Below are 16,452 nucleotides of genomic sequence, written 5' to 3'. Positions count from 1 at the left end.
GCGTTACTCCATCATCTTTTCAATCGGCAGCACCAGAATCGAGCTGGCGCCGAGCGCTTTCAGTTTTTCCATGGTTTCCCAGAACAGGGTTTCGCTGCTGACCATGTGCATCGCCACGCGGTTCTGCGCGCCGGCCAGCGGCAGAATGGTCGGACGCTCGGCGCCCGGCAGCAGCGCGACGATCTCGTCCAGTTTCTCGCTCGGCGCGTGCAGCATGATGTATTTGGATTCGCGCGCCTGGATCACGCCCTGAATGCGGGTCATCAGGCGGTCGATCAGCTGCTGTTTGGCTTCCGGCATTTCGCCGTCGCGCTGGATCAGGCAGGCCTTGGAGCGGTAGATCACCTCCACTTCGCGCAGGCCGTTGGCCTCCAGCGTGGCGCCGGTAGAGACCAGATCGCAGATGGCGTCGGCCAGGCCGGCGCGCGGCGCCACTTCCACCGAACCGTTCAGCAGGCAAGATTTGAAGCGCACGCCCTGCTGGTCGAGGTATTGCTTCAGCAGGTGCGGGTAAGAGGTAGCGATGCGGGCGTCCTGCAGGCTTTGCGGGCCGGCGTATTCGGCGTCGAGCGGGGTGGCCAGCGACAGGCGGCAGCCACCGAAATCGAGGCGGCGCAGGGTGAAGTAACGCGGGTCTTCGCCCTGAGCGCGGCGGCTGAGCAGCTCTTCTTCCAGCACGTTTTCGCCGATGATGCCCAGATCGACCACGCCGTCCATCACCAGGCCCGGAATGTCGTCGTCGCGCACGCGCAGGATATCGATCGGCATGTTCTCGGCGAAGGCGATCAGACGCTGCTGCTGCAGGTTGATCTTGATGCCGCAGCGCGCCAGCAGTTCCTGGGATTCATCGCTCAGGCGGCCCGACTTCTGCATTGCGATCCGTAAACGTGTCTTGTCCAGCATGGTAACCTCTGTTTAATCTGTAATTTTATGAATTTATTGTAAAAACTATTCTTTTTGTCTGTCCGGAGCCAAAAAAAAACCCTCGGAAGATATCTTCCGAGGGCTCTCTCTTGCGTTCTGCGCGCCACTGGAAGATTAACAAACCGTCTTCCAGCACTCATCGCCTGAAAGACTAGTCAGGGTGATGGTGATGATGGTGGTTGAACTGAACGCGTGTCATGGTGTTTTTCTCTAATCAAAAGCCGGTAAAAACCGTATGCCAATTAAGCTAAACTATCCGCTGTCCACCGCGCAACCCTTTTTTAACGTCATAAATTTAATTTATTGAAACAGGTTAGGTTATTAGCCACACACGGCTTTACCTAACCTTAAGCCGGGCAGATTGTATCGCCGTGCACAGTGGCGTAGCCTTAAGGGCAGGGCGCTGCGATCTTCAGGAGAGGAAGAGGATGAAAAAGGTAGCCATTATTGGTTTGGGTTGGCTGGGCATGCCGTTGGCGCTGTCGCTGATGGGGCGCGGGTATGATGTGGTCGGCAGCAAAACCACGCCGGACGGCGTCGAGGCCGCGCGCATGAGCGGCATCGAATGCTATCAACTGGAGCTGACGCCGGAGCTGGTGTGCGATCCGGACGATCTGGAATCGCTGCTGCGCGTGGATGCGCTGGTGGTGACGCTGCCCGCGCGCCGCACCGTCGAAGGCAGCGAGAACTATTTCAATGCGGTGCGCATGCTGGTGGACAGCGCGATGGCCTTCGGCGTGCCGCGGGTGATCTTTACCAGTTCCACCTCGGTGTACGGCGAAACCGCCGGCACGCTGCGCGAAGAGTCGCCGCTGCGGCCGGTCTCGCCGTCGGGCCAGGTGCTGGCCGAGCTGGAGCGCTGGCTGCATGAATTGCCGAACACCTCGGTGGACATTCTGCGGCTGGCGGGGCTGGTGGGCGCCGATCGCCACCCCGGTCGCTTCCTGGCGGGCAAACTCGACGTGAAGGGCGGGTCGCAGGGGGTGAATCTGGTGCACCAGGACGACGTCATCGCCGCCATCCAACTGTTGCTGAAGCTGCCGAAGGGCGGCCATGTGTACAATCTGTGCGCGCCGCATCATCCGGCCAAACGCGAATTTTACCCGGCGCTGGCCGAACAGCTGCACCTGGAGCCGCCGCAGTTCGCCGACGAAGCGGTGCAGGATGAGCGGCTGGTGGACGGCAACCGCATCTGCAACGAGCTGGGTTTTGAGTACCAGTATCCCGATCCGGCGCGCATGCCGGTCAGTTAAGGCAGCCTACGCCGTTTAAAGCGGGAAAAGGTGGCTCGTCACAAAGTCGACGAACAGCCTGATTTTGACTGACAGGTGGCGGCCCGACGGCCAGAGGACATGAAAAACCATGTTCTCGCGGTCGTATTCATCCAGAACCGTCACCAGGCTGCCCTGTTCCAGCTGTCTGCGCACGGCGATTTCCGGCAAATAAGCGATGCCGAGCCCTTGCTCCGCGAAGCACACCTGCGGATCGAGGGTATTTGTCACCATGCTGGCCGGCCGTTCGGGGATCATCTCCGTCTTGTCTCCCAGCGGCCAGACATCCAGTTTGCCGGTGCTGGGAAAGCGATAATGCAAACGGGCATGGCTTGTCAGATCCTCGGGCTTGCTCGGCATACCCGCTTTGCTGAAATAACCCGGCGCGCCAACGAAAACCTTGCGGCAGGTACCCAGCCGGCGGGCAACCAGCCGTGAGTCGCTCGGGGTTCCGCTGCGGATAACGGCATCGAAACCTTCCTCAATCACGTCAACCAGCCGATCCGAATAATCAATATCCAGCTCGATCTCAGGATAGCGGCGTTTGAAGTCCCCCAGTTTTGGCATGAAAAGCGTGCCCAGCGACGGCAGACTGATGCGCAGCTTGCCCTGGGGAGTTCCCCGCGTTTGCAACAGTTCGGCTTCCGCCTCTTTCACCTCGCTCAAAATGCGTCGACACCTTTCCAGGAACAAGGCCCCTTCCGGCGTTAGGTTGACCGTGCGGGTGGAGCGGTGAAACAGCCGCACGCTGAGCCGTTCCTCCAGCCGGGCGATGGTTTTGCTGACCGCCGACGCGGAGATCCCCAGCTGTTGCCCGGCCGCCGTGAAACTGCGGCTTTCACTGACCCGAACGAAAACGTCGAGAGAACCCAGACTTTCCATAGGCTTCCATTCTATTGATGACTTTTTTGTCATGAGTGTTATTAACTTTAGCTTGTTTTTCTTTTATCGGCGAGTGGGCAGCATGATGCAACCGTCATCCGCAATGAGCGGAAACATCTTTGAATGGGGAGTGATTGATGAATCAAACGACGATATCTGCGCCTGCCGGGAGCAGCGAGCGGTTGCCGCTGGGGGGCCTGCTGGCATTGGCGATGGCCGCTTTTATCACGCTGCTGACCGAGATCATGCCGGCGGGCGTGCTTTCTTCGATCGCGGGCGATTTGAACGTATCTGAAAGTCTGGCGGGGCAGTTCATCACCGCCTATGCGGTGGGGGCGTTGGTCGCCGCTATTCCGCTCACCGCATTGACGCAAGGCATGCGGCGCCGCCCCTTGCTCTTGAGTGCGATCGGCGGTTTTGCCATCGTTAACCTCGTCACGGCGCTGTCGCATGATTACCACGTCTCATTGGCGACGCGTTTCTTCGCCGGCGTTTTCGGCGGCATCGTTTGGTCCTTGCTGGCCGGTTACGCCGTGCGCATGTCACCGGCCCATCTTGGCGGCCGCGCTATTGCGATCTCCGGCGCCGGCGCCACCCTGGCGCTGGTGCTCGGCGTACCGCTCGGCACGTTGCTTGGCCGAGCCATCGGCTGGCAGGGCGCCTTTGGCCTGATGACGTTGATGGCGCTGATGCTCGTGGTGTGGATCATCGCTATCGTGCCGGATTTCCCCGGCCAGGCTAAGGCGCATCGCCCGTCTCTGAGCGGCGTATTCTTGCAATGCGGGATCCGCGCCGTGCTGTTCGTGGTGTTCACCTTCATCGTTGCCCACAACATTCTGTATATCTACCTGGAGCCTTTCCTCACGCCGTCGGGGTTATCCGAGCGGGTCGATATCGTGCTGTTTATCTTCGGGCTGGGCGCGATTGCCGGATTGGGCGTCGCCGGGATGCTGGTCGATCGACGAGTCCAATCTCTTACGGTGATGAGCATCGTCATCTTTGCCCTCGCCGCCGTGCTGCTGGGAAGTGGGGGGCGGATAGCCCCGATGGTGTATCTCGCGGTCGTATTGTGGGGCGCGGCTTTCGGCGGTTTTGCCACCCTCACGCAGACGGCATTGTCACGCCTTTCCGGCCGTGCGGCCGACGTGGCACAGTCCATGTATACCACGGGCTGGAATACCGCCGTGGCCGCCGGTGGCGCGATCGGCGGCATGCTGCTCGACAGGGGCGGGGCGGCCTCTTTTGCCTGGGCCATTATCGGGCTCCTCATCCTGTCTTTAACCGGCACGCTGTTTGCCATGAATCGGGCGCTGGCCTCTCAGCGATGAGGCGATTGGCGTGCGGCGCGCGCCAAATCCTCCAGCAGCGCGTTCAACGCCTCGTCGGGCTGGACGGGGCGGCTGACCAGGCTGAGCGTGGCGCGGTAAGAGAGCGCCGCGCCGCCCAGCTGCCGCAGCAGCCCCTGTTCCACCCAGCGCGCCGCGTAGTGGGTGGGCAGGTAGCCGAGACAGGTGCCGCTCAGCACCAGATGGGCGACGCTTTCCATATGGTGGGCCACCGCCGCCAGGTGCGGCGGTGCGATCGGACACAGCTGCTGCGCCAGCAGGTAGCCGCGCTTGACCCAGCGCGCGTTTTCAATCTGCTCGCGCTCCGGTTCTTCCACCGCGAACAGCGGGTGATCCTCACTGCAGTAGATCGCCTGCGTCTCTTCCAGCCACGGCTGATAACGCAACGCCTCCAACTGTTGGCCGAAGTAGCCGATGCCCAGATCGAGCTGCCGGTGCAGCAGCCCTTGCTCAATCTCGTTCGGTGAGCAGATGCGGCACTGCAATTGCACGTCCTGATGTCGGCGCTGGAAGTGCTTGATGGCCTGGCTGAACGGGTTGCCCGGCAGCGAAACCAGATTATCCACCAGACCGATCTGCAGATCGCCGGTCAGCAGGCCGTTCAGCGACTGGCTGACCCGGGTGAAGTCGCGGGCGGCGTTGAACAGCGAGCGGCAGGCGATCAACATGCGTTCGCCCTTGGGCGTCAGCCGGAAGCCGGAGCGGCCGCGCTGGCACAGGCGAAAACCCAACCGGGTTTCCAGCGAGGCCAGGTGGGTGCTGATGGTGGACTGGTTCATCAGCAGCGCTTCCTGCGCGGCGCTGACACCCTGGGCTTCCGCCACCGCGACGAACACCCGCAGCAGTTTCAGATCGATATCGCTTAGGTTGGTGAGCATTCCCCCTCCGCAGAACGTCGGCCGGTTAACCCATTTTTAACATCGAAAAAATAGGGGCGGCGCTGAAGATATGGCCTTCCTTATGGCATGAAGTGGAAATAAAAATCAATACTTCAATGAGTTAGTTGCATCTCGTTTTTCGATGTTTACATGCAAAAGCGGGAATGGTAGCCGGGGTGGCCAACGGGGTAGTCTGCGAATGTTGCTCAAATGTTTCAATTCATCGCAGATCAAGACAAGGAAACGCCATGCTGAACCAACCCCAAAGCGGTAACGATATGCCGCGCTTTGCCGGTATTCCCACCATGATGCGCCTGCCCGTAGCCGATCAGGCGCACGGTCTGGACGCCGCCTTTGTCGGCATTCCGCTGGATATCGGCACCTCCAACCGCAGCGGCACCCGCTATGGCCCGCGCCAGATCCGCCAGGAGTCGGTGATGATCCGCCCTTACAACATGGGCACCGGCTCCGCCCCGTTCGAACGGCTGCAGGTGGCCGATCTGGGGGATGTCGCCATCAACCCCTACAGCCTGGCGGACAGCGTGCAGCGCATCGAGGCGGCTTACCACGAGATCCTGGCGCACGGCTGCATGCCGTTGACGCTCGGCGGGGACCACACGCTGACGCTGCCGGTGCTGCGCGCCGTCGCCCGCCGACATGGCCCGGTCGGGCTGATCCACGTCGATGCGCATTCCGACACCAACGAGGAGATGTTCGGCGAACAGCTGGCGCATGGCACCACCTTCCGCCGCGCGTTCGAGGAAGGGCTGCTGGCGCCGGAAAAGGTGGTACAGATTGGCCTGCGCGGCAGCGGCTATACGGCGGACGACTTCGACTGGTCACGCCGCCAGGGCTTCCGCGTGGTGCCGGCCGAGGCCTGCTGGCACCGGTCGTTGACGCCGCTGATGGCGGAGATCCGCGAACAGATGGGCGATGCGCCGGTTTATCTCAGCTTCGATATCGATGGGCTGGATCCGGCCTTCGCGCCGGGCACCGGCACGCCGGAGGTCGGTGGGCTGTCGGTCTGGCAGGGGCTGGAAATCGTGCGCGGCTGCTGCGGGCTGAACCTGGTGGGCGGCGACGTGGTGGAGGTGTCGCCGCCTTACGATCGCTCCGGCAACACGGCGCTGCTGGCCGCCAACCTGCTGTTTGAAATGTTGTGCGTGCTGCCGGCCCGCTGAGGCCGGTGCACTGACCCTACCGGCGGAGCGGTTGCGTCGGGACCCCTGATAACAATAACAACGGAGTGGAGGTACCCATGAATCTCGATCTGCTGGTCGTGGTGTTTTACTTTCTGGTGATCGGCGCGGTGGGGTGGATGGGCATTCGCCGCGCCAATTCCAAAGAGGCGTATCTGGTCGCCGGGCGCAATCTGGGGCCGGGGCTGTATCTGGGCACGCTGTCGGCGGTGGTGCTCGGCGGCGCATCGACCATCGGCAGCGTTAAACTCGGCTACACCTACGGCATCTCCGGCGTCTGGCTGTGCGGCGCGCTGGGGCTGGGCATCGTGGTGCTGAGCCTGGTGCTGGCCAAGCCGCTGCTCAAGCTGAAGCTGTATACCGTCAGCCAGGTGCTGTCGCAGCGCTATCACCCGGCGGCGCGGGTCACCAGCGGCGCGATCATGCTGGCGTATGACCTGATGGTGGCGGTGACCTCGATCATCGCCATCGGCAGCGTGATGCAGGTGATGTTCGGCCTGTCGTTCAGCACGTCTATCCTGCTCGGCGGCGGGCTGGTGGTGCTGTATTCGACGCTGGGGGGGATGTGGTCGCTGACGCTGACCGACATCATTCAGTTCATCATCATGACCGTCGGCATGATGCTGGTGCTGATGCCGATGAGCATCGTCAAGGCCGGCGGCTGGGAGGCGTTCACCAGCCTGCTGCCCGCCGGTTACTACCGGCTGTCGTCGATCGGGCTGGACACCATTCTGGTGTTCTTCCTGATCTACTTCTTCGGCATTCTGATCGGTCAGGACATCTGGCAGCGGGTGTTTACCGCCCGCAGCGCCAACGTGGCGCGCTTCGCCGGGCTGGGGGCGGGCGTCTATTGCGTGCTGTACGGCGTGACCGGTGCGCTGATCGGCATGGCCGGCAAGATCGTGCTGCCGTCGCTCAGCAACACCGACGGCGCCTTCGCCGCCATCGCGCAGGCGGTGTTGCCGGTCGGCGTCAGCGGGCTGGTGGCCGCCGCGGCGTTGGCGGCGCTGATGTCCACCGCCAGCGCCTGCCTGCTGGCCTCTTCCACTATCGCGCTGGAGGACGTATTGCCGGCCATCCGGCGCAAACCTTCCGGCGGGTTGGCCGCCGGGCGCTTCACCACGCTTCTCATGGGCATGGCCATGCTGGGGCTGGCGTTTGTGGTACGTGACGTGCTGGCGGCGCTGACGCTGGCCTATAACCTGCTGGTGGGCGGCATGCTGATCCCGCTGGTGGGGGCGATCTTCTGGCCGCGCGCCACCAGCGCCGGCGCCATTGCCAGCATGTTGACCGGCAGCCTGTGCGTGGTGGGGTTGATGGCCTGGCACGGCATCGACGCCAACAGCCCAATCTACGGCGGCCTGCTGGGCGGCGGCGTCGCCTTCGTGCTGGGCAGCCTGTTGAGCCGCCCGGCAGCACAGCTGCAGCCGCAAACCGAGCGTTGAAAAGACGAGGTGGGACATGAACAATCGCAATGTGGCGTCACGCCCAAAAATTGAAGTGCGCTCGATAGACTATGTGCCCCGTCACGAACGGCATGGCAAGGTTTGGCATCAGGCGCCGTTTTGGTTCACCGGTAATTTCGTTTTGACGACGATGGTGGTCGGTTTCACCGGCCCGGCGCTGGGGTTGGGCGCGCTTTATTCGATGCTGGCCATTGCCGCCGGCGTAGGGTTCGGCACGTTCTTCATGGCGTGCCATGCCAACCAGGGGCCGCGCATGGGGCTGCCGCAGATGATCCAGTCGCGGGCCCAATTCGGCCTGCGTGGGGCCATCGTTCCCTTTGCCGCCGTGGTGTTTGTTTACATCGGCTTCAATGTGTTCAACGTTATTCTCGCGACCGATGCGATCAACACGGTGTTGCCGGGCCACCGCCTGCCCTGGTATGCGTTGCTGATCGCGGTGGCCGTGCTGTTGGCGATCGTCGGCCACGATATGCTGCATGCGGTGCAGCGCTGGCTGACCTATGTGATGATGGCGGTGTTCGGCGTGCTGACAATCGGCGCCGTGTTGTCGCTGCGGATGGACGCCGCCGTCGGCGCCGGGCATTTCTCGTGGGCGGCCTTTTTGATTCAGCTGTCGGCCGCCGCCGGCTACCAGATCAGCTACGCGGTGTACGTCTCCGACTACTCACGCTATTTGCCGCATGAAACGCCGTCTGCCAACGTGATCTTTTGGACTTATCTGGGGGCCGCCGGATCGGCGCTTTGGCTGATGTCGCTGGGCGCATTTCTGGCCTCAGCCCTACCGGCCCCCGATGCGATCGGCAGCGTACAGGCGGTGGGTAATGCCGTTTACCCGGGGTTTGGCACGCTGACCGTGTTGATCGCCGTGCCCTCGCTGGTCGGCATCATGGCGGTCAACTGTTATGGCGCAATGTTGACCAGCCTCAGCGCGATTGACGCGTTCCGTAAAGTGACGCCGACGTTGAGATTACGCATGATCGGCATTGGCGTCGTCGCCCTGACGGTGTTTGCGGTTGCGTTGGCTATCCCGGCAAGCTATCTCACCAGCTTCAATACCTTCGTGCTGCTGATGCTGTATTTCCTGGTGCCCTGGACGGCGGTGAATCTGATGGACTTTTACGTGGTGCGCGGCGGGCATTACGCGATCGGTGAAATCTTCAACCCGGCGGGGATCTACGGCCGCTGGGGGCGCTCCGGCCTGACGGCCTACGCGATCGGCCTGCTGGCGATGGTGCCGTTCATGACGTTGGGCTTTTACACCGGCCCCTTTGCTGTTTTACTGGGCGGTGCGGATATCGCTTTTCTGGTCGGCCTGCTGGTGGCCGGGAGCGTTTATGTCGTGATGTGCCGGAAGCTCGATCTTGAAGCCGAACGGCGGGTGGCGTTGTGCTGCGAGGGTTTATTGGAAGGAGAACGGGAGTGAAGGAAAAAATCAGCGTCGCATGCTGTCAGTTAGCGTTGCGGGTCGGGGAAGCGGAACACAATCGGGCGCTGTCCGCCCAGGCTATCCGCCGGGCGGCGCAGCGCGGCGCCAACGTCATCGTGCTGCCGGAGCTGGTGAACAGTGGCTATGTGCTGCGCGATAAGACAGAGGCGCGGGCGTTGGCCGAGGGCGAAGACGGGCCGAGCCTCAGCCTGTGGGTAGCCCTGGCGCGCGAGTTGGATGTGGCGATCGTCGCCGGTTTCTGCGAGCGCCTGCCCGATGGCGAGGTGGCCAACAGTGCGGCATTGATCGATGCGCAGGGGGTGAGGGCGATTTATCGCAAAGCGCACCTGTGGCACGAAGAGAGCACCATTTTTACCGCCGGCGATCGGCCGCCGCCGGTCATCGAGACCCGCTTCGGCCGGTTGGGGGTGATGATCTGTTACGATCTCGAATTCCCTGAGTGGGTGCGGCTGCCGGCGCTGGCCGGCGCTCAGCTGCTGTGCGCGCCGGTCAACTGGCCGCTGGCGCCGCGCCCGCAGGGCGAACGGCCGGCGGAGATGGTGAAGGCGCAGGCCAACGCCGCCGTCAATCGGCTGTTCATCGCGGTGTGCGATCGTTGTGAAACGGAGCGCGGCGTTGCGTGGATCGGCGGCTCGGTGATCGTCGACGCCGACGGCTATCCATTGACGCAGAGCCTGGCGGGCGAAGGCATGGTACTGGCATCGATGGATATCGGCGCGGCTGATGACAAGCACATCGGCCGCCACAATCACGTGCATCGCGATCGGCGGCCGAAGTTGTATTGAAGCGGCGGGGTGGGCTGCCCCCGGGCACCCCGCAGATCGTCTTCGTCGGCGTTTTTGATCTTCACCCGCACCACGTCGCCGACTTTCACACCAGCGCTTGATGCGTTCCTGCGTGCACTTTACGCTTCATCAGCTTGAGGATTTTCAGGCTGGCCTGCTGCAGCGGGATATCCAGGTACGTCAGGACGTTGCCTTCTGCCATCAATGAGTCACGTGGTCCACGTGCGGGGAGGATAGACGCAGTGCAAGCGCACCTGTAAATCTTATTTATTCAATAAGTAATTCTATTTTTATATGTGTTTCATTCTATTTATTTGCCTTGATGAGGAAAATAGGTGGTGAATTCTTAAAATTCCCGATTTGTTTCAGCGTGAGGTTGGTATTCTTGCTTTTTATTGTAATAATCTCCCCATTGTAGGCTCACGTAAACACGTTATTTATATTCGTGACAGGTTAGCTCTCGATTATTCTCAGGGAATATATGTGAAAAAGTATATGAATATAAATTGGATGGCCGTGTTTTCCATTCTAAGTTTCCCTATAGAGGCCAGTTGGGCAGGAGCCCCGGCAGTAGACATCCGGGTGGTTGGAACCTTGGCCGCGCCTGGTTGTGTGGTCGTTGCACCGAATAACGGCATTTATGATTTAGGCACATTACCGGTCACATCAGGGAAGTCTGCGAAAATCGCGTTGGCACCGCTTAGCCAAACCTGGCGCATTCAGTGTGAGGCGGAAACCTATTTAAAACTGCTGTCCACCGATAATCGCGCCGTTGTCGGGACATCGTCGGAACCGGCGAGCTACGGCCTTCGCGCGCGCAGTGGCGGCGAGGCGTTGGGCTATTACTATGTCGAGATCGCTAACGCCACGGTTAACGGAAAACCTGCACGGGTCTTGGCACCGGGCGGCGGCGATTCTGCCCGCCTGCGTTCGGGGCGCCCTATAGGATGGGGGCAGGGCGACGTGGCGCTGCACAGCGGCCGGCTGTTTAGTGCCGATATTACCGTTTACCCTTTTTTGACGGCTGCCGGAACGGCTAAAAGCCGCGTATTAGAAGGTGAAAAGGTGGACGGCTCTATGACGATGAGCTTTGAGTTTGGCCTGTAAGGCATCGTGATATCCGGTAATAATAGGATGAATTGTTGGCACTGCTCGTTCAGCTCGGGCTCACTCTTTCTATCTTTGGCTGTTGGCAAGCAATTTTGTTGCTCTGGAATGGGAATTTTCCTTTGCAATGAATAAGGCAATGATATTGCCGTCTTTCGATGAATCTAATTCTCGCCATGAATAAATGGTGGGGGCGTGATTCTTTTTGTCAAATATATGGAAATAATGAATATGAAAAATACTTTTTTGGGCGGCGCCATGCTGTCAGCCGTTTTTTTATCGATCAGCAGCGCATGGTCGGCACCGTCTATCGAGTTAAAAGTCACGGGGGCGTTTACTACACCGAGCTGTAATTTAGTGAACGGTAATAGTGGCACCGTTGAGCTTGGCAAGATCTCCGTAACCGGTATCAAGCAAACAAGTGACACGGAACTGGCTGCTGTGCCCTTTGTCTTTGCGGTGACCTGCGACAGCGCGACTTTCCTCAGTTTCAAAACGGTAGATAACCGGGCGGGCACCGCCAGCACCGCCAATGACAAAAACTTTGGCCTCGGTGCGGTAAATGGCACCGGGAAATTGGGCTACTACACGGTGGAGCTGCTGCAGGCTCGAGTGGATGGCAGTTCTACCGGCACCTTTACTACGAAAGGCTCCACCTTCACGAGCATGCCAACCAATTATCTGCAACCGGGCGCTCGCACGGGCTGGAGCAGAGGGGATAACGACCAGGTCGGCGGTAAGGTATTTGGCGGCACGCTTCTGGTAAAACCTTATCTGGCATCAGAAAAAGCGATGAATGGCCCCATCACCGATCAGGCTAAGCTTGATGGTTCCGCGACCCTGGCGTTCAGCTACGGGATTTAAGCGCAATCTGCGCTCTGCAAAACCCGCGACGGGCTTCTCGTTCGTCTTGCTGGCTTGCCGGTAAGCGCTGCTGTATTGGGGGAGTTCTGCTCCCCCTTATTCGTTTTCTCGAGGACACCCCGTTTGCGGTTACGTTGGCTGGCCGTTTTGCTCTCTTGCGCCGTATTTAAAGGCATTTCAGCGGAAACGCACACGGCGTTTGATGTAAAAACCCTCATGGGTAGGGGGTATTCGTCCGATATCGCCGGTTTTTTTGATCGCGCACGTTTTTTGCCCGGGGTGCACGCCGTGACGATCGAGGTGAATGCAGCACAAACTTACGAGGCTGACATGCAGTTTGGCCAGGAAGGGCAACCTTGTATGGATGAGTCACTGTTAACGATGATGAAGCTTTATCGTCGAGAGCTCCCTGCATCCTGTGTGGCGTTAGAAAGCCTGTGGCCGGAGGCGACGGTGAACGTCGAGCCCGGCAGATTTCGCGTTTTATTGACGGTGCCTGAACGCGCTTTTGATCCCGATCTGGCGAGTAATGAACAGCGGGGCGGCTACGCGGCCTTATTGAACTACGACCTGTTTGGTCAGCAATTTCGCAGTGGCTACAGCCAACAGACGTCCTTGATGGGCACTTTTGAACCCGGCATCAATGTGGGCAATTGGGTGATCCGTAACCGCAGCCAGTTCTCTCGTGATGGTTATAGCAACCGCGTTGAATACCAGGAAACAGCGGCATGGCGCAGCATTGAATCCTGGTCATCAGTACTGCAATTGGGGGAGTTTGGTACCCGTGGCTCCTTGTATAGCGGGCTGCCGTTACTTGGCGGCCAATTATTCACCGATGAAGGACAGGCGACCTCAGGCCATTGGCTGTTACCTATCCAGGGCGTGGCGCAGAGTAACGCCACGGTCGAAATACGCCAGCGTGGAAGAACGGTATACCGCACCTTGGTTCCGCCGGGGCCATTCAGCCTCAATAGCGGCGGGACGGTGATGCCAGGCGCCGAGGCGACGGTTGAGATCACCGAAGAGAATGGGCAAAAACAAAGTTTCCCGGTGAATATACCGGCAACGGGGGCCGGGGGAGAGCACGGCAGTTATCAACTTGGGATTGGGCGCTATCGCCGGTATCAGGCTGAACCGCCGCCGTCAGGCATTCCATTGTTATTGTTGGGGGAAAAAACATGGACCGTCGGCCAGCGCCGGCAGGCCACGTTTGGCGGGCTGCTGGCGTCGAATTACCAGAATTTGGCATTACGTGGAGATATCTTTGAGGGCGAAAAAGGAAGCCTGTCGGCGTCCGCGTTGTCTTCGAATGGGCGTCAACGGCGGGGCGGACAGCTGGAGGGGCAAGGGCAAATCCAGCTCGGTGAGCGGCTTTCCCTGTCGTTCTTCTCTCTTTATCGAACTGAAAAATATCAGGATCCCGATGAGGCCTTGAGTTCGGCTTCCTTGGGCGGTAGGGACAGTTCCTCCCGGCTTCGCAGCGCCAGCGGATTGGCGATATCGATATTTGTTCCGGAGTTGGGGGCGTTCAGCTATAGCCTGTCGCAGAACCGCTATTATCGCGGCCAGAGCAGCCTCATGCATATTGTGGGCGTAACCCGTTCCTTTGAGCGGGCGACGCTAAGCGCCAATCTGCAGTCGTCCGTCAACGAACCGGCCGCGCTGTATGTCAGCCTCTCTTTACCGTTGGGAAGCGGGAGCCTCAGCAACCGTTTTCAGCGTTCTAAAAGTAATCGCAGTGCGTTCGGGATTCAGTACCAAAACGGGGGCAGCGAAAATTTCGACTATACGCTGGATACGAGCGCTGCGGATCAAGAACGCAGTGTGGGAGGGTCGTTAAATCTTAAAACGGCTTATGCCAGGTTGGCTGCTGGAGCCTCGCGTACCAATCAGGGGAACAGTGCCTTTAATCTCTCGTCTTCGGGGGCGGTGGCATACGCCAACGGCGTTCTGGCGACATCACCGCAATGGATTGGGGATTCTCTGGCGGTAGTGAGCTTACCGCGGCAGTCGGGGGTGCCCGTGACCGTTTCTGGCGGTTCCGGGGGAATAACGGATTTCTCCGGGGATGCCCTGTTGCCGGTCATTGAGCCTTACATGGATATACAGGCTAACGTGAATACGCAAAAACTGCCGCTGAATGTGAGATTGGACAGCACGCACACGGCCTTCAGGGTGGCGCGAGGCTCCGTCGTGAAACGGCAGTTCAAAGTGACTGAGGTGCGGCAGTTGCTGTTGACCGTGCGTACGGCCTCTGGTGGTTCCCTGCCTCAGGGGGCGGCGGTATACGATGAGGCGGGAGGATTTATGGGGACGTTAATTGGAGACGGCAACGTGATGCTGGTCAATGCCGATATCGGCAAAAAACTGCGTCTGCGCGTGCCCAATCAGCCCGAATGCACATTGTCCTACCGGGTACCGGAGGTATTCGATCCGGAGGCGTTGTATGAAGCGGAGGATGCCGTTTGTCGTTGAGGGAATTTATTATGGAGATCAAATGGATGTTAAAGGAAATAATGATGAAATTAATAGCTTTGCCGACGATGGCATCGCTCGTGAGGCGAATGAGGGGAATAGGCTGGATCGGTGGGTTGCTGTTGGTGATGACGCCGGCCTGGGGGGCATTTCAACTGGAAAGTACCGGCATCGTTTTGGAAGAAAAGGAGGGGAGGGTCAGTTTTACGATCCAAAATACCTCCCAGGCACCGATATTGTTGGCGAGCCAGGTAGAAGATTTGGATAACGCGGGTTTTAGTAAAAATGTGCTGCTCTCCCCCCCGATCACCCGCATTGAGCCGGGCCAGAGTCAACAAGTGAACTTTTTGCTGAAAAAGGGGAGCACGCTCACCCATGAGGTGATGTTGAAAGCGTCGTTCGAAGGCATCATGCAGGTGGTGGAAAATAGCGCCCAGATGCCGATACGTCAGAGCGTCAGTTTAATCATTCAGCCCGCCGCTGTCGCGATGACCGCGACGCCCTGGTCGGATTTGAAAATCACGCGCGATCGGCAGGCATTGGTGTTGAGCAATACGGGCAAGCATGTGATTCGCTTTGCCCCTCAGCTCAAATTGAACCCTGACGGGGGCTTTTTGCCACTGGACTCGCTTTATCTGATGGCGGGCGAAGCCCGGCGCGTGCCCGTCAATGGCTCACCGGTATCCATTGGCTTAACGCCGCTGAGCCGTTATGGCGCCAGGCTGCCCGAAGTCACACTGCCGGTCAGTGTGGAATAACCTTGCCAAGCTGAGGAACCGTTCTCCTCGGTAGCGGCGCTGGCAGGCGCCGCTTTTCGCTTACAGCCAGCCCGATTTCTTCAGCTTCTGATACAGGAAAATGCAGCCGACGGCGGTCACTCCCAGCGTGGCGTGGTAGGCCCACGGGAATTTCAGCTCCGGCATGTCGGCGAAGTTCATGCCGTACAGGCTGAAGACCACCGTCGGGATGGCCAAAATCGCCCCCCAGCCCGCCAGCCGTTTCACCACTTCGTTTTGTTTGACCGTCACCAGCGCCAGGTTGACGTGCATGGCGTTGGTCAGCATTTCACGCATGTCGTCAATGTTGCTGACCACCTGATGCGCGTGATCCTGCACGTCGCGCACGTAGGCGCGCAGCTCTTTCGGGATCACCTCTTCGTGCAGGCGGATCAGTTGGTTGCAGATTTCATCCATCGGTAGCGCGGCGTTGCGCAGTGCCAGCAGATGGCGGCGCAGGGTATAGACGTTCTCGATCGCCGCCTGATCGAACTCCGACTGGAACATGTTGGCTTCGATATTCTCGATGGTGCTCTCGAAGCGCGTCACCACGCTGCGGTAGTTGTCCACCACGAAGTCCAGCACCGAATAGAGGGCGAAGCCCGGCCCGCGACACATCTGCTTGTGGTTCTCTTCCGCCTTGGCGCGGATCGGCGCGTAGCTGGGCGAGGCGCCGTGGCGCACCGTCACCAGAAAGTTTTTGCCGACGAAGAAGTGGGTTTCACCGTATTCGATTTCGTCGTGCTCGCCCCACTGCGCGGTTTTGACCACGATGAACAGCGAGTCTCCGTAGGTTTCCAGCTTCGGCCGCTGATGCGCGCACAGCGCGTCTTCGATCGCCAGATCGTGCAGGCCGAACTCCTCCTGCACCTTGCGCATAAACGCCGGTTCCGGCTGCCTGAGCCCCAGCCAGACGAAGGTGTCCGGCTGTTTGACCACCTCGCTGATATCGTCGATGGTCACTTCGCCCAGCCGTTGGCCGGCTTTGTATGCCACACAGTTCACCACCATGCTTTTGCTGTCCATCCGTCC

Annotated in this window: 15 protein-coding genes and 1 other annotated feature; of the genes, 10 read left to right on the top strand and 5 right to left on the bottom strand. The window is 59.8% G+C overall.

Annotation, left to right across the window (positions count from 1 at the left end; all coding sequences use genetic code 11):
• Positions 1 to 3: 3 nt before the first annotated feature.
• A complete protein-coding gene (hisG, locus tag ACYF6X_RS12480; RefSeq protein WP_063989350.1) occupies positions 4 to 903 on the bottom strand; it encodes an ATP phosphoribosyltransferase in 900 nt (299 codons plus the stop codon).
• A 70-nt stretch (positions 904 to 973) separates the two neighbouring features.
• Positions 974 to 1,100, bottom strand: a sequence feature (His leader region).
• Positions 1,076 to 1,123: a his operon leader peptide gene (gene hisL, locus ACYF6X_RS12475; protein ID WP_100396937.1), complete on the bottom strand. Its 48-nt coding sequence runs from the start codon at positions 1,121 to 1,123 to the stop codon at positions 1,076 to 1,078. (Overlaps the previous feature by 25 nt.)
• Positions 1,124 to 1,352: 229 nt before the next feature.
• Between hisL and ACYF6X_RS12470 the strand changes: the two genes are divergently transcribed.
• A complete protein-coding gene (locus ACYF6X_RS12470) occupies positions 1,353 to 2,177 on the top strand; it encodes an SDR family oxidoreductase (protein WP_107227672.1) in 825 nt (274 codons plus the stop codon).
• Between the two features lie 15 nt (positions 2,178 to 2,192).
• On the opposite strand, the gene ACYF6X_RS12465 is transcribed toward ACYF6X_RS12470, so the two are convergent.
• The gene (locus tag ACYF6X_RS12465; protein WP_033637772.1) at positions 2,193 to 3,077 is read right to left on the bottom strand and encodes a LysR family transcriptional regulator; all 885 of its coding nucleotides are present in this window, start codon (positions 3,075 to 3,077) and stop codon (positions 2,193 to 2,195) included.
• Between the two features lie 137 nt (positions 3,078 to 3,214).
• Here ACYF6X_RS12465 and ACYF6X_RS12460 point away from each other — a divergent pair, with 137 nt between their 5' ends.
• Positions 3,215 to 4,405 carry an MFS transporter gene (locus tag ACYF6X_RS12460; RefSeq protein ID WP_130017491.1) on the top strand — a complete coding sequence of 397 codons (1,191 nt, stop codon included), beginning with the start codon at positions 3,215 to 3,217 and terminating at the stop codon, positions 4,403 to 4,405.
• On the opposite strand, the gene ACYF6X_RS12455 is transcribed toward ACYF6X_RS12460, so the two are convergent.
• The gene (locus tag ACYF6X_RS12455) at positions 4,396 to 5,301 is read right to left on the bottom strand and encodes a LysR family transcriptional regulator (protein ID WP_063989352.1); all 906 of its coding nucleotides are present in this window, start codon (positions 5,299 to 5,301) and stop codon (positions 4,396 to 4,398) included. The two genes, ACYF6X_RS12460 and ACYF6X_RS12455, sit on opposite strands and share 10 nt — an antisense overlap.
• 248 nt (positions 5,302 to 5,549) lie before the next feature.
• On the opposite strand from ACYF6X_RS12455, the gene speB reads away from it, so the two are divergent.
• From speB to ACYF6X_RS12415, 8 genes are all read left to right on the top strand, one after another.
• Entirely contained in the window at positions 5,550 to 6,482 is a 933-nt protein-coding gene (gene speB / locus ACYF6X_RS12450) for an agmatinase (RefSeq protein ID WP_130017492.1), read from the top strand.
• 77 nt (positions 6,483 to 6,559) lie between these two features.
• Positions 6,560 to 7,945 (top strand): sodium:solute symporter family protein, encoded by a 1,386-nt coding sequence (locus tag ACYF6X_RS12445; protein WP_107227674.1) that lies wholly within the window; start codon positions 6,560 to 6,562, stop codon positions 7,943 to 7,945.
• Between the two features lie 16 nt (positions 7,946 to 7,961).
• Complete coding sequence (locus ACYF6X_RS12440; protein WP_107227675.1) at positions 7,962 to 9,389, top strand: purine-cytosine permease family protein; 1,428 nt, start codon at positions 7,962 to 7,964, stop codon at positions 9,387 to 9,389.
• Positions 9,386 to 10,198, top strand: a complete 813-nt coding sequence (locus ACYF6X_RS12435) for a nitrilase family protein (protein ID WP_130017493.1) — start codon at positions 9,386 to 9,388, stop codon at positions 10,196 to 10,198. The genes ACYF6X_RS12440 and ACYF6X_RS12435 overlap by 4 nt, the downstream gene beginning before the upstream one ends.
• 483 nt (positions 10,199 to 10,681) lie before the next feature.
• Positions 10,682 to 11,305, top strand: coding sequence for a DUF1120 domain-containing protein (locus tag ACYF6X_RS12430; protein ID WP_130017494.1), 624 nt, complete (start codon positions 10,682 to 10,684; stop codon positions 11,303 to 11,305).
• Positions 11,306 to 11,500: 195 nt separating this feature from the next.
• Positions 11,501 to 12,169, top strand: a complete 669-nt coding sequence (locus ACYF6X_RS12425) for a DUF1120 domain-containing protein (RefSeq protein WP_130017495.1) — start codon at positions 11,501 to 11,503, stop codon at positions 12,167 to 12,169.
• Between the two features lie 123 nt (positions 12,170 to 12,292).
• The gene (locus tag ACYF6X_RS12420) at positions 12,293 to 14,644 is read left to right on the top strand and encodes a fimbria/pilus outer membrane usher protein (RefSeq protein ID WP_130017496.1); all 2,352 of its coding nucleotides are present in this window, start codon (positions 12,293 to 12,295) and stop codon (positions 14,642 to 14,644) included.
• 11 nt (positions 14,645 to 14,655) lie between these two features.
• Positions 14,656 to 15,402 (top strand): fimbria/pilus chaperone family protein, encoded by a 747-nt coding sequence (locus ACYF6X_RS12415; protein WP_242512530.1) that lies wholly within the window; start codon positions 14,656 to 14,658, stop codon positions 15,400 to 15,402.
• A 60-nt stretch (positions 15,403 to 15,462) separates the two neighbouring features.
• Here ACYF6X_RS12415 and ACYF6X_RS12410 read toward each other — a convergent pair whose 3' ends face one another.
• Complete coding sequence (locus ACYF6X_RS12410; protein WP_025302200.1) at positions 15,463 to 16,446, bottom strand: magnesium and cobalt transport protein CorA; 984 nt, start codon at positions 16,444 to 16,446, stop codon at positions 15,463 to 15,465.
• Positions 16,447 to 16,452: the final 6 nt, after the last annotated feature.

Source organism: Serratia sp. ID 25-353 (assembly GCF_054792795.1).
The sequence above is the reverse complement of the archived record's forward strand: the minus strand, read 5'-3'. Positions and strand labels throughout refer to the sequence as shown.

Coding starts and splice junctions, on each gene's coding strand:
- speB (WP_130017492.1), top strand. CDS start 5,550: ATGCTGAACCAACCCCAAAGCGGTAACGATATGCCGCGCTTTGCCGGT.
- ACYF6X_RS12465 (WP_033637772.1), bottom strand. CDS start 3,077: ATGGAAAGTCTGGGTTCTCTCGACGTTTTCGTTCGGGTCAGTGAAAGC.
- ACYF6X_RS12460 (WP_130017491.1), top strand. CDS start 3,215: ATGAATCAAACGACGATATCTGCGCCTGCCGGGAGCAGCGAGCGGTTG.
- ACYF6X_RS12415 (WP_242512530.1), top strand. CDS start 14,656: ATGGAGATCAAATGGATGTTAAAGGAAATAATGATGAAATTAATAGCT.
- ACYF6X_RS12470 (WP_107227672.1), top strand. CDS start 1,353: ATGAAAAAGGTAGCCATTATTGGTTTGGGTTGGCTGGGCATGCCGTTG.
- ACYF6X_RS12445 (WP_107227674.1), top strand. CDS start 6,560: ATGAATCTCGATCTGCTGGTCGTGGTGTTTTACTTTCTGGTGATCGGC.
- hisG (WP_063989350.1), bottom strand. CDS start 903: ATGCTGGACAAGACACGTTTACGGATCGCAATGCAGAAGTCGGGCCGC.
- ACYF6X_RS12410 (WP_025302200.1), bottom strand. CDS start 16,446: ATGGACAGCAAAAGCATGGTGGTGAACTGTGTGGCATACAAAGCCGGC.
- ACYF6X_RS12440 (WP_107227675.1), top strand. CDS start 7,962: ATGAACAATCGCAATGTGGCGTCACGCCCAAAAATTGAAGTGCGCTCG.
- ACYF6X_RS12455 (WP_063989352.1), bottom strand. CDS start 5,301: ATGCTCACCAACCTAAGCGATATCGATCTGAAACTGCTGCGGGTGTTC.